Source organism: Catenulispora rubra, assembly GCF_015356825.1.
Lineage (GTDB): Bacteria > Actinomycetota > Actinomycetes > Streptomycetales > Catenulisporaceae > Catenulispora > Catenulispora rubra.
The window spans coordinates 1-12,133 of the sequence record NZ_JAACYW010000332.1 but is presented as its reverse complement, the minus strand read 5'-3'; the positions used below and the strand labels follow the sequence as shown (position 1 = coordinate 12,133).

The window sequence follows — 12,133 nt, the reverse complement described above, 5'->3', positions numbered from 1 at the left end:
AGCGGAGGGGATCCCCGTGTTCCGTCATGCGATCCGCCAGAAGTGCCCTGGCGACCGATTATCCAGCCTAGCCAGCATCGAAGAGCTTTCCGACGAAGCCGACCGTTTTCTGCACCAGTGCTACACCGAACTGGACCGCACCGCCGAACTCCCCGCCCGCCGCCGCGCCGTGGCCGCCGCCATCCGCGCGGACGCGACCTACGACCACACCTTCGCCGAACTCGAATACGGCGCCCGAGTCGCGTGGCGCAACTCCTCCCGCTGCATCGGCCGCCTCTACTGGCAGTCCCTCAGGTTGCGCGACCGGCGCGCGACCGACAGGCCCCTGCGAATCGCCGAGGAGTGCGTGGGCCACCTGCGCGAAGCCACGAACGACGGCCGCATCCGGCCCACCATCACGGTTTTCGCGCCGGACCGCCCCGACCGACCGGGCCCGCGCATCCGCAACGAACAGCTGATCCGCTACGCCGGATACCGCGTCGACGACGGCGCCCCGCCAGAGCGTGACAAGGCATTGCCGCCGCCGCGCGCACGGCCCACCACGCAACCCGGCGCACAACCCGGCGCACAACCCGGCATACAACCCGGCGCACGGCCCACCTCACGAACCAGCACCGTCGGCGACCCGCGCAACATCGCCCTGACCGACAGCGTCCGCGCCCTCGGCTGGTACGGCCACGGCACCGCCTTCGACATCCTCCCGCTGGTCATCGAAGCCCAGGGCTACCGGCCCTACGTCCACGTCCTCCCGCAGGACTGCGTCCTGGAGGTCCCGCTGTCCCATCCGCGCCACCCCTGGTTCGCCGACCTCGGCATCCGCTGGCACGCCGTGCCCGTGATCAGCGACATGTGCCTGGAGATCGGCGGCCTGCACTACTCCTGCGCGCCGTTCAACGGCTGGTACATGGGCACCGAGATCGGCTCCCGCAACCTCGCCGACGCCGACCGCTACGACCTGCTCCCGACCGTCGCGGCCAACCTCGGCCTGGACACCACCACCGACCGCACGCTCTGGCGCGACCTGGCCCTGGTCGAGCTGAACGTCGCCGTCCTCCACTCCTACGAACAAGCCGGCGTCACGATGGCCGACCACCACACCGAGGCGCACCGGTTCCTGAAACACGTGGCCAAGGAGGAACGCGCCGGACGGGTCTGCCCGGCCGAGTGGTCGTGGATCGTGCCACCCTTGTCCGGCGGAGCCACGGCGGTGTTCCACCGGTACTACGACGAGGCGGACGTCCGGCCGAACTTCGTCCGGCACGGCCCCTGAACGTCGCGGCCGCTGAAACTCACGGCCCTGAAAGAACCGGGCAACCCCGCCCCCGCCCCGCCGCGTTAGCAGGGGTGGCGCCTGCCCGGGCGCCCTAACAACGACGGGGGGCGAAGGTGCGAGAACCGGACGGTTTCCGGGAGTTCCTCGCGGCGCGCCAGTCAACTCTCCTGCGCGCCGCGTGGCTCCTGACCGGAGACGCGCATCTGGCGGAGGACCTGCTGCAGACGGCCCTGGTCAAGGTGCTGCCGCGGTGGGAGCGGCTGGCGCGCGACGGGGCGGTCGAGGCCTACCTGCGCAAGACCATGGTCACCACCGCCACGTCCTGGTGGCGCCGGAAGTGGCACGGCGAGGTGCCCTCGGGTCACCTCCCCGGGATGTCGGCAGGGCGCGCGTCGTCGTGGGAGCCGGTGAACGGGACCCTGACGTCCGACGGCGGATTCGAAGCCGTGGACGACCGCTCCGTGCTCGGCGCCGCGCTCCGTTCGCTGCCGCCGCGGCAACGCGCCGTCGTCATGCTGCGCTACTACCTCGACATGTCCGAGGCCGAGACCGCGGCGCTGCTGGGCTGCAGCAACGGCACCGTGAAGAGTCAGAGCTCGAAGGCGCTCGCCACCCTGCGCACCCGGCTGTCCCGAACCCAGCGAGCCCAGGAGGCCTCGGTATGACTTCTGAGAACGACTTCGAGGACGAACGCGGCGTGCCCGAAGACGAGCACGCCGTGCCCCAGGACGACCAGGTACGCGACCTGCTCGCGGCCGGCCTGCCCGACTTCCCCACCACCGTGGCGCTCGGCGACCGCGCGCTGGCCGGCGCCGCCCGCCGGCGCGCGCGGGCCCGGACGTTCGGCGGCGTCGGGGCGATCGCCGTGGCCGCCGGCTGCGCGTTGGCGGTCGCACCGCTGGCCGGGTGGGGCGGTCACAGGCCCGGGACCGCCAACGTCGGCAGCGCCGTCGCCGCGCCCGGGACGTCCTCGACGTCCTCAACGGCCCCACCCCCGTCGTCGCCCTCGCCTTCGTCGCGGACCTCGGACGCCGTCCTGTCGCCACCGTCGCGGCCCTCCACGACGCAGAGTGTCCAGCCTTGGACCAACACGCCGAAGCAGCAGGCCGCCGATCGCGTGGGCACCGCGCTGCAGAACGGCCACGACAACTCCTACATGGGAGTCCTCCTCGTCAACGACGACAACCCGATCCTCGTCTATCGCAAGCCGGACACCGATCCGACGCTGGAACACGCCGCGATCCAGGCCGCGTACCCGTTCAGCGTGGTGTTCCGCGACAGCGTCCTGGACGCCTCCGAGCAGTGGTACCTGGGGCACCGGCTGAACCAGGACACGGCGTACTGGAAGAGCCAGGGCGTGACGTTCGGCACCGGGCTCCAGAACGACGGCACGATCACCATCTTCGCCTCCGACCCCGGCACCGTCGTGCCGCTGCTGGAAGCGCACTACGGCTACGACGGGAAGGTGTTCGTGGGGCGGCAGTGGAACCTCACGCCGGAGCCCCCGCCGAGCTCAGGCAGCTCCAGCGGCAGCTAGCGGCGACCGGCGACCGGTGGCAGCGACCGGCGGAGGCTGGCAGCGGCCAGAGACGACCAGCGTCGCCTACAGGTACAACCCCGTCCCCGTGTCGTTCCCGCTGGACGCCACCGGCTCGCTCCCGTCCCGCGCCGCGATCAGCTCGGCCAGCGTCAGCCCGCCGATCGCCGTCCCGGCGCCGCCCCCGCCGCGCCCCAGGCGCGCCGCGGTGACCCGCGCCGGGTCGGTCCCCTCGCGCTCCAGCCAGGCCAGCGCCTCGGCGCGGGGGAGCGGGCCGACCTCGATCTGCGCCAGGCAGCGCCCCGGCCTTATCACCGCCGGGTGCAGGCTGGCCAGGTTCTCGTTCGTGGTGATCGCGACCAGGACGTCGCGGCCCTGGCCGAGCAGGCCGTCGGTGAGGTTCAGCAGCCGGGACAGGGCCTGGCCGCTGGTGGCCTTGGCCTCGCCGCGGATCAGCTCGTCGCAGTCCTCGAGCAGCAGCAGGCGCCAGCGGCGGCGGTTCTCCTCGTCCTCGCCGTGCCCGTGGTACTCCACGCCCATCGCCACCTCCATGAGGTAGCCGGGGGAGGAGAACAGCGCGTCGGGGTCCAGGACGTAGTCGACCTGGCACCAGTCGCGCCACTCGCGCGCCAGGGTGCGCAGCGCGGTGGTCTTGCCGGTGCCCGGGGCGCCGTGCAGCAGGATCATGCGGCCGGCGGCCTCGCTGCGGCGGACCGCCATCAGCTTGTCCATCGCGGTGGCGGCCGAGGCCGAGTAGTTCTTGCGGACGGCTTCCCACGGTTCGGCCGTGATGGTGCGCACGGTGCGGTAGGGGCCGCGCTGAGGTGCGGCGTACCAGAAGCCGACGGAGACCTTCTCCTCCTCCGGCTCCTCCTCGGCCGCCACACCGTCGGTGGCCTGGTCGAGGATCTTGGTGGCCAGCTCGGGGGTCTCGGCGACCACGGTCACCTCGCCGCCGCCGCTGGACCAGCGCACCGAGCGCGCGGTCCAGCCGGGGCCGGCGGTCAGGCAGGACTCGCGCTTGTCCTCCACCACCGAGCGCAGGACCTCGCCCTCGGCCGGGACCAGCGTCGCGTCCTCGCGCAGGGCGTCCAGACGGGCGTGCCGGGCGTGCGGCTGGATGCCCGTGGTGAACGGCGTGAGCAGCAGCGCGTCCACGACGTCGTAGGGCGTGTCGGAGTCGTCGATCGTCACCCGGAAGGGCAGCCGGTCCCCGGGGTCGCCGGCCGGGCGCTTGTCGGTCGCCGGGTGCTTGTCCTGGGCGGGTGTCTCCTTCGGCGGTGTCTCCTTGCCCGGTGTCTCTTTGCCGGGAGTCTCCTTGCCCGGAGTCTCCTTGGTCTTGTCGTCGGGGACTGGGGCCGGTCGCGTGGCAGGCCCCTGAGGGCGCTGGCGGGGCAGCGTCATGTCCTGATGATCCCGCCCCGGGACGTCCGGCCACAACACGTTTGTCGAGGTTCATGCGTGATGGGCGTGCCGCGAGGGTGGTTTTACCCGCACTTTGCCGAGCCGGGGACCGGTCCCGGAAACGCCGAAGATACGATGACCGACCATGAGCTCGCCCGATCACCACTCACCTTGGGGGACGCCCCAGTCACCGTCCGGCCCCGCCGGTGGCGCGCAGCCGCCGTTCGGGCCGGGGCCGGAAGCCGCGCAACCGCCGTATCTCGCACCGCAGTCGTCGTCGCCGCAGGACCCCGGGCAGCCTGCGCCGCCGTCGATGATGTCCCCCTACGGGATGCCGCTGTCGGGCGGCGGTCCGGAGGGACCCGGCGGCTACGGCCCCGGCGGCGGCCCCGGAGGACCCGGCCGCAACCGCAGGACCCTGCTCATCTCGGCTCTGGCCGTGGTGGCCGTGGTCGGCATCGGCGGCACGGTGGCCTACCTGAGCCGCGACACCTCGAAGCCTGACAAGACATCGCTGGCCGGCGCCGGGGCCTCGGTGACCGGCAGCTCCAGCGGCGGCGACGGCTCGGCGGTCTTCGCCAACGGCGGCGGCAAGCCCGACGGCGACAGCATGGCGGCGGGCCCGTCGAGCAACGGCGCGCAGGGCGCGAACCTCCAGGGCTCCCCGACCTCGACCGTGGCCTCTGGCACCACGACCGGCGGCCAGCCGGGCCAGACCGGCACCTCGAACGGCGGCGGCACCACGACCCCCGGTGGCCACTCGACCACGTCGAGCCATCCGGGCAGCCCGGCGACCTCGACGCACGGCGCGCCGGCGCCGTCGAACCCGGCTCCCAGCACGCCGAAGTCGAGCGCTCCGGCCCCGACGGCCGCGCCGCCGAAGCCGAGCACCGCGGCCGCGCCGTCCAGCGACTGCACGTACCTGGACCTGCCGGCCTCGCAGATGCCCACCATCAAGGAGGGCTCGGGCAACGTCAACGCGGTCAAGGAACTCCAGTGTCTGCTCAAGAAGTCCGAGCTGGGGATCAAGCCGCTGGTGATCGACGGTTCCTGGGGCGCCGACACGCAGTCCGCGATGACCGCCTTCCAGAGCTGCAACAACTCCCCGACCGTGCACTCGCCCGGCGGCACACCGCCCTACCCGAAGCTGACCGTGGACGGCGTCGCCGGTCCGCAGACGTGGGCGGATCTGTACTTCTGGGACAACCAGTACTTCAACGGGACCGCGTACTACTGCAACGGCACGCGCTGATCGTCCCACGACAGCAAGTACTGATCGTCCACGACCGCAAGCGTTGATCGTCCGCGACAGCGCGCGCTGATTGTTTGGGGAAACTCCTCAGCGGCGCGGGTGACGGCATCCGCGCCGCGATGGTAGGCATGGTCCCGTGGGTGTGCCTCTGCTGATCTTCATAGGTTTCCTGCTGGTCCTCATGGCCGGCGGGATCGCCGCCAACGTCCGGCGCCGGCGGGCGCTCACTGCGATGGCCGCCGTCAAACGCTGGGACCTGGCCAAGAACGACCGGCAGCTGCCGGGCACGTTCGGCGGCCGGCCGTTCGCCTCCGGGCACGGCCGCGTCGCGCGGATCGCGTTGCGCGGCCGGCACGACGGCCGCGCGATCCTCGTGATCGACTACGAATTCAAGACCCCGGGCAGCGACGGCGACGACACGCACCACTATTGGGCCGCGTGCGTCGACGATTTGCCGGCGTCGTTGCCCGCGCTGGAGGTCGTGGCGCGCGCGTCGCGGGAGAACAAGGAGATCGGGCCCGGCGTCCTGGCCGGCGCCCCGGAGTTCGTTCGCAGTGACCCCGCCTTCGACCAGCGGTATCAGGTCACCGCCACGAATCATCAGCTGGCCGCCGACCTCCTGGACCCGAAGGTGCTGCGGCTGATCGCGTCCTGGCCGGACTTCTCCTGGCGGATCGAGGGAACCAGGTTGCTGACCTGGGGCAAGGGCACCGTGAAGCCGCACTGGGTGGAGACCTGTCTCAACATGTTGGTGGCGCTCGCCGAGGCCGTGCCGGAGGAGGTGTGGCGCACGGCGCGCGGCTGATCCTCCCCGGCCGTCCCGTTCGACCCGTCTGTCATGGGATGATCAGGTGTCATGACGGCTCAACACCTCCTTTTTCTGCTGGGCGTCCCGTTCTTCTCCGTCGTGGTGTCCGCGCTCGCCCGGCGTTTCGACCTCAGCGGTCCGCTCGTGCTGGTCGTCGTCGGGCTGCTGGTGTCGATCGCCCCGTTCATCCCGGACTACGACCTCGAGCCCGAGTTCGTGCTGATGATCCTGCTGCCCCCGCTGCTGTACCAGGCGGCTGTGGAGACGTCGGTGCCGTCGCTGCGCGAGAACTGGTCGGCGGTGTTGATCCTGTCGGTGGCGATGGTGCTGGTCACCACGCTGCTCACCGGGTTCGCGATGCACTGGCTGATCCCGGGGATGCCGCTGCCGGTGGCGTTCGTGCTCGGGGCGGTGCTCGGTCCACCCGACACGGTCGCGGCGATCTCGATCGCGAAACGCCTGGGACTGCCGCGCCGGACCGTCGACGTGCTGGTCGGCGAGGGGCTGTTCAACGACGCCACCGCGCTGACCGCGTTCCGGATCGCGCTGGCCGCCGCGGTGGGGGAGACCGTCACGCTCTTCGACGCGGTCGGGCGGTTCGTGCTCTCCGCCGCCGGGGGCATCGTGATCGGTGCGGTGGTGGCGATGGTGTGGGACCCGATCCGCTTCCGGATGCGCGATCCGCGCGCCGAGAGCGCGATCTCGCTGATACTGCCGTTCGTCGTCTACATCACGGCCGAGGCGGTGCACGTCTCCGGCGTGATGGGCGTCGTCATCCTCGGCCTCTACCTCGGCCATCGCCGTGTCCGCGCGGGATACGCGACACGGATGTTGGACACCGCGCTGTGGGACGTGATCGTCGAGATCCTGGAGGCCACGGTTTTCGCCTTGATCGGCCTGCAGCTGATCCCGATCCTGCGCGACGTGGACAACTGGGGAGCCTGGCAGCTGATCGGCTATGGGATGGCGGCCTTCGCAATCGTGGTGCTGGCGCGGTTCGGCGGGGTTTACACGTTCGGCTACATCGGCCGCTACCTGGTCCGGCATCTGCGCCGCAACGCGCCGCTCGCGCCGCCGCCACCCCAGACGCAGGCGCCGAGGATCCTGTTCGTGGTCGGCTGGGCCGGGATGCGCGGCGTGGTCTCGCTGGCCGCGGCGGCCGCGATCCCCTTGACCGACAACCACGGCGGACCGCTTCCGGACCGCGAACTGGTCCAGTTCCTCACGTTGTTCGTGGTGCTGGCGACGCTCATCGTGCAGGGCCTGACGTTGCCGCCGTTGATCCGCCGGCTCGGTGTCGAGGCCAAGGACGAGGTGAAGGAGGACGCCTTCGCGTACTGCAGCGCGATGGGGACGGCGGCCAACGCCGGCCTGTCGCGCCTGGACGAGTTGGAGGCGACCCTGCCGGACCCCGCCGTGGACCGCATGCGCGACCAGGCCCGGTGGCGCGGCGACAAGGCCAAGAAGTACGCGATGCAGGTCGCGTCCGGCGGCCCGAGCGCCAGCGCCGCAGCGGTCGAGGACGCGCGCCGGTCGATGCTGGACGCCGAACGCGCGGCGATCGAGCACCTGCGGGACATGCGAGAGATCAACGACGACGTGTACCGGCGGGTGCTGCACCAGCTGGACCTCGAAGAGGCGTACATGGAGCGGCGGTAGGTTCGGCGGCGGAAGCCGAAGCGCTGCGCCAACCGAGTGGCCGCGGGAACAACACGCCCATGTTTTTTCGCTGGACCTTGAAGAGACGTACATGGAGCGGCGGTAGGTTCGGCAGCCGAAGCCGAAGCCGAAGCCGAAGCCGAAGCCGAAGCCGAAGCCGAAGCGCTGCGCCAACCGAGTGACCCGCGGGAACAACACGCCCATGTTTTTTCGTAGCTCTGAAAAGGAGTCGTCGGGGAGCGCGGGGAGTCGCGGGCTGCAACGACAAAGGGCCGGGCGTCCGTTTTGCCCAGCCCCTGTCGGTCCGGGCAGGTCGGCGACGCAGGGCACTGACTCGGCGTCGTTTTCGAGGCGCGCGACCCCCCCGTCGGGCGAATCAGCGCCCGAGCACTCAGCGCCCGAGCATCATCGAGACCAGCTTGACCGCCACCAGCACGGTCGCCACCGCGAGATACCCCCGCAGCACGCCCAGCCCCACCCGCGTGCCGACCGAGAACCGGACCTGACCGAGCTGGTCCAGCGGCGGCGTCCGCCACTCGTCGCGGCCGGAGCGGTCGATGGTCTCGGCCACGTGGCCCGGGGCGCGGCGCGCTCGCAGGGCCCTGACACCCGTCCAGGCGCCGAAGGCCAGCGTGACGACGCAGCAGCCGCCGAGGATCGCCTCGATCTGCCCGGCGGTGATGTTCTGGTCCAGCACCGAGCCGGTCAGCACCAGCGACAGCGCCACCAGGACCGCGATCACCGTGCCGGTGAAGACCGTGGTCTTGCGGTTGTTGACCCAGGGCCCGAGGACTTCCTTGTCCACGCACAGCAGCAGCAGGTACACCGACGCCGAGGGCAGCAGCACGCCGGCCAGCGCCTGCACGCCGACCGTCAGCACGCCCTGCACGTGGTCGCTGGCCACCAGCACGATCACCGCGGCGAAGCCGATGATCCCGGCGTAGACCGCGTAGAAACCCTTGGCCTGCTTCACGCCGCGGTGCAGCGAGTGGTTGATCTTCAGGCAGTCGCCCATCGCGTAGGCCGTGGACAGCGAGACCGCGAAGGCGCCGATGATCGAGGCGTCCAGCAGCGCCACTGCGAACATGTCGCCGAGGACCCGGCCGCCGTAGACCGTCAGGCCGCGGGCCACGTCGGTGGCGTCGGTGAACGATCCGGTCAGGTGCGCCGCCGCCACCGCGCCCAGGCCGATGGTGGCCGCCGCGCCGACGATCACCACGACGATCCCCAGGCCCAGGTCGGCCTTCTCGTACTTCATGAAGCGCGGGGTGATGCGCTTGTCGATGACGTAGCTCTGTTGGAAGAACAGCTGCCAGGGCGCGACCGTGGTGCCGACGATGCCGATCACCACCAGCATCACGGTGGCCATCTGGCCCGAGCCGCCGGGCAGCACCGGGGTGATGAAGCCGTGCGTCATGGCGCCCGCGCTCGGGTGCGCCATGATCGAGATCGGGACCAGCAGCAGCGAGCCGACGCACAGGGTCAGCGCGATCCGCTCGAACCGCTGGAACGAGCCGCTCATCGCGGCCGCCACGATGATCAGCGCGGCCATGATGACCGAGGGTACCTTCGGCAGCCCGAGGTAGCTGGTCGCCAGCGTGATGCCGATGAACTCGGTGACTAGTGTCAGGGCATTGAGGATGAACAGGTCGATGACGCTGAACGCGCCCCAGAACTTCCCGAAGCGCTCGAAGATGAGGCGCGCGTGGCCGACGCCGGTGACCGCGCCGAGGCGCAGCACCATCTCCTGGTTCACGTACAGGACCGGGACCAGCAGCAACAGCGTCCACAGCAGCTTGGTGCCGTAGTCGTGGCCGGCCTGGCCGTAGGTGGCGAAGGCGCCGGCGTCGTTGTCGCCGACCATCACGATCAGCCCCGGGCCGACGATCGCCAGCAGGGTCTTGAGCTTGGCCGACAGGCCCGGACGGGTGTCGTGGTCGCCGAGCTTGATGGTGCCGAACGCACCTTTGATGTCGCCGACGTGCGCGTCGTCTAGGACTGCGCCGTGGCGGTGCGTGTCGCGGGCTTCGCTGTTCAGCGTGGCCGTGGTCATGGAACACCCCCTGCTGCCGGGTAGGAGCGGCTGGTCGGGAGGCACGCGTCCACCCCGCCGGAAGCGGTGGGGCCGGAGCCCCGGTGCGGCCGGGTGGTGGCAGAGAACTGATGCGGTTAACGCGCGCCGAGGGAAGGACAGTGGGCGGCTGGGTCGTACGCGATGCGGGGCCGATCGTGGCCCGACCTACTACCAGGTTTCATCGCTACCACCTCCCTGCCCGCCGTGGCGCCGCGGCGCCTGTGTCTCGCGCGGTTCCGCCCGAGTCGGGGCGGACCGGTCCTACTCGACACCTCGGGGAGGCTCACCAGGGAGGATCCCGACCGCCGCATACGAAACACGGCACGGCGCAAGACCAGTCCCGGCCACCTCTCTCGTCAGAGCTTCGGCACTTCACGGCGTAGCGTCAGCTGCGCAGCCACTTGGGATCACCCCTTAATCCGAGGAGATCTGTCCTGATCCGGAGGGTCTCTCGACCGATGGGATCAGTGGCCTTTGTCCGTGAAGACGCCTCACCGAACGAGGTGTCCTAACGCAAACAAAGGATCCTCTTGCCGTGTGGGACTGTCAACTCACCTCGTCACAGGTGGGTAACGATATGGATACGGCGGCAACCGGAATGAGGGGACGGAACGTTTCCGGGTATCAGGGTGTGGTCTGTTGTGGCCTGGCACGATCGCGGTTCGCGTCAGGACCGCCGGAGTCGTCCGGGGATTATTACAAACGGCGGGACCGCCGCCGTACCGGTGTCATCGGATGCCGCGCATAGCATGCAAGGGTGTTTAGAGAGCCGATGACCACAGCACGCCTGGTGCTGAAACCTTTGACAGAGTCCGACGCCCCCGAGATGGTCGAGGTGTTGGCCGCGCCGGAGCTCTACACCTTCATCGGCGGCGAGCCGCCCACCCCGGAAGCCCTGCGGGCGCGTTACGCGCGCCTGGCCGTCGGGCACTCTCCGGACGGTTCGCAGGAGTGGGTGAACTGGATCGCGCGGCGCGCCGAGGACGGCGTGGCGGTCGGCACCGTGCAGGCGACGGTGACCGACGGCGGCTGGCACGCGGACGTGGCCTGGGTCGTGGGTGCGGCGTGGCAGGGCCGCGGGTACGCGGTCGAGGCAGCGTCGGCGCTGGTGGCGTGGCTGCGGGAGCGCGGCGTGGCGGAGATCGGCGCGAACATCCATCCTGGGCACACGGCCTCGGCCCGGGTGGCCGAGCGGATCGGCCTGGCGCCGACCGGCGAGCTGGACGACGAGGGCGAACAGCTCTGGCGCGCGCAGGACGTGCCGGGGCGGACGACGGTGGACGAGGATCCCGAACGGACGGAGAAGACCCGGTGATCGAGCTGAAGACGCCGCAGGAGATCGAGAAGATGGCGGTCACCGGCCGGTTCGTCGGTGAGACGCTGGCCGAACTCGCCGAGCTGGCCCGGCCCGGCCTGAACCTGATGGACCTGGAGCAGCGCGCGCGGCGCCGGATCAAGGAGCGCGGCGCGGTGTCGTGCTACTGGGACTACGCGCCCTCGTTCGGCCGCGGCCCGTTCCGCAACGTCATCTGCCTGTCGGTGAACGACGCGGTCCTGCACGGCCTGCCGCACAAGTACACCCTGCGCGACAGCGACGTGCTGACCCTGGACTTCGCGGTCTCGATCGACGGCTGGGTCGCGGACTCGGCCCGCACGGTGATCGTCGGCACACCGCGCCCGGAGGACGTCCGCCTGGTGGAGTCCACCGGCGTCGCGCTGGAGGCGGGCATCGCCGCCGCAGTCGCGGGCGCCAAGCTGGGCGACATCTCGGCGGCGATCCAGGCGGTCGCGACGGAGTACGGCTACCCGGTCAACATGCAGTTCGGCGGCCACGGCCTCGGGCACACGATGCACGAGGACCCGCACGTCGCGAACGCCGGCCGCGCGGGCCGCGGCCTGGTGCTGCGTCCGGGGCTGACGCTGGCACTGGAGCCGTGGTGGTCGGCGACGTCGAACGAGATCTTCACCGACCCCGACGGCTGGACGCTGCGCTTTCAGGACGGGTCGCGCGGGTCGCATTCGGAGCACACGATTGCGATTACCGAGGATGGGGCTCGGGTGCTCACTCGGGTGGATTGAGTTTTTGGTTTGTGGTTTTTTCTGGTCGGCGCCGGCTTTGTCGGCGC

The 12,133-nt window shown here is 70.7% G+C and carries 10 protein-coding genes and 1 riboswitch; of the genes, 8 read left to right on the top strand and 2 right to left on the bottom strand.

Annotation, left to right across the window (positions count from 1 at the left end):
• The first annotated feature begins 76 nt into the window (after nt 1–76).
• The 3 genes from GWK61_RS57705 (at nt 77) to GWK61_RS47130 (ending at nt 2,810) form a co-directional block, all read left to right on the top strand.
• Complete coding sequence (locus GWK61_RS57705) at nt 77–1,270, top strand: nitric oxide synthase oxygenase (protein ID WP_438939822.1); 1,194 nt, start codon at nt 77–79, stop codon at nt 1,268–1,270.
• A 116-nt stretch (nt 1,271–1,386) separates the two neighbouring features.
• Nucleotides 1,387–1,938, top strand: a complete 552-nt coding sequence (locus tag GWK61_RS47135) for a SigE family RNA polymerase sigma factor (protein ID WP_194919577.1) — start codon at nt 1,387–1,389, stop codon at nt 1,936–1,938.
• Nucleotides 1,935–2,810 (top strand): hypothetical protein, encoded by an 876-nt coding sequence (locus tag GWK61_RS47130; protein WP_194919576.1) that lies wholly within the window; start codon nt 1,935–1,937, stop codon nt 2,808–2,810. Before GWK61_RS47135 ends, GWK61_RS47130 begins: the two co-directional genes overlap by 4 nt.
• A 66-nt stretch (nt 2,811–2,876) precedes the next feature.
• Here the strand turns inward: GWK61_RS47130 and GWK61_RS47125 are convergent, their stop codons facing one another.
• Nucleotides 2,877–4,214 (bottom strand): DUF5925 domain-containing protein, encoded by a 1,338-nt coding sequence (locus GWK61_RS47125; protein ID WP_228564102.1) that lies wholly within the window; start codon nt 4,212–4,214, stop codon nt 2,877–2,879.
• A 145-nt stretch (nt 4,215–4,359) separates the two neighbouring features.
• Here GWK61_RS47125 and GWK61_RS47120 point away from each other — a divergent pair, with 145 nt between their 5' ends.
• The 3 genes from GWK61_RS47120 (at nt 4,360) to GWK61_RS47110 (ending at nt 7,933) form a co-directional block, all read left to right on the top strand.
• On the top strand, nt 4,360–5,466 hold the full coding sequence (locus tag GWK61_RS47120; protein WP_194919574.1) for a peptidoglycan-binding domain-containing protein: 1,107 nt from the start codon (nt 4,360–4,362) through the stop codon (nt 5,464–5,466).
• A 136-nt stretch (nt 5,467–5,602) separates the two neighbouring features.
• Complete coding sequence (locus GWK61_RS47115) at nt 5,603–6,271, top strand: hypothetical protein (protein ID WP_194919572.1); 669 nt, start codon at nt 5,603–5,605, stop codon at nt 6,269–6,271.
• A 51-nt stretch (nt 6,272–6,322) separates the two neighbouring features.
• Nucleotides 6,323–7,933 carry a Na+/H+ antiporter gene (locus tag GWK61_RS47110; RefSeq protein WP_194919545.1) on the top strand — a complete coding sequence of 537 codons (1,611 nt, stop codon included), beginning with the start codon at nt 6,323–6,325 and terminating at the stop codon, nt 7,931–7,933.
• 391 nt (nt 7,934–8,324) lie between these two features.
• Here GWK61_RS47110 and GWK61_RS47105 read toward each other — a convergent pair whose 3' ends face one another.
• Nucleotides 8,325–9,986, bottom strand: coding sequence for an NRAMP family divalent metal transporter (locus GWK61_RS47105; RefSeq protein ID WP_194919543.1), 1,662 nt, complete (start codon nt 9,984–9,986; stop codon nt 8,325–8,327).
• Nucleotides 9,987–10,348: 362 nt separating this feature from the next.
• A riboswitch (M-box (ykoK) riboswitch) is annotated at nt 10,349–10,517 on the bottom strand.
• Between the two features lie 262 nt (nt 10,518–10,779).
• On the opposite strand from GWK61_RS47105, the gene GWK61_RS47100 reads away from it, so the two are divergent.
• Together GWK61_RS47100 and map are read left to right on the top strand one after the other, a co-directional pair.
• Nucleotides 10,780–11,322: a GNAT family N-acetyltransferase gene (locus GWK61_RS47100; protein WP_228564101.1), complete on the top strand. Its 543-nt coding sequence runs from the start codon at nt 10,780–10,782 to the stop codon at nt 11,320–11,322.
• Nucleotides 11,319–12,086, top strand: a complete 768-nt coding sequence (gene map, locus GWK61_RS47095) for a type I methionyl aminopeptidase (protein WP_194919541.1) — start codon at nt 11,319–11,321, stop codon at nt 12,084–12,086. The genes GWK61_RS47100 and map overlap by 4 nt, the downstream gene beginning before the upstream one ends.
• The last annotated feature ends 47 nt before the right edge of the window (nt 12,087–12,133 follow it).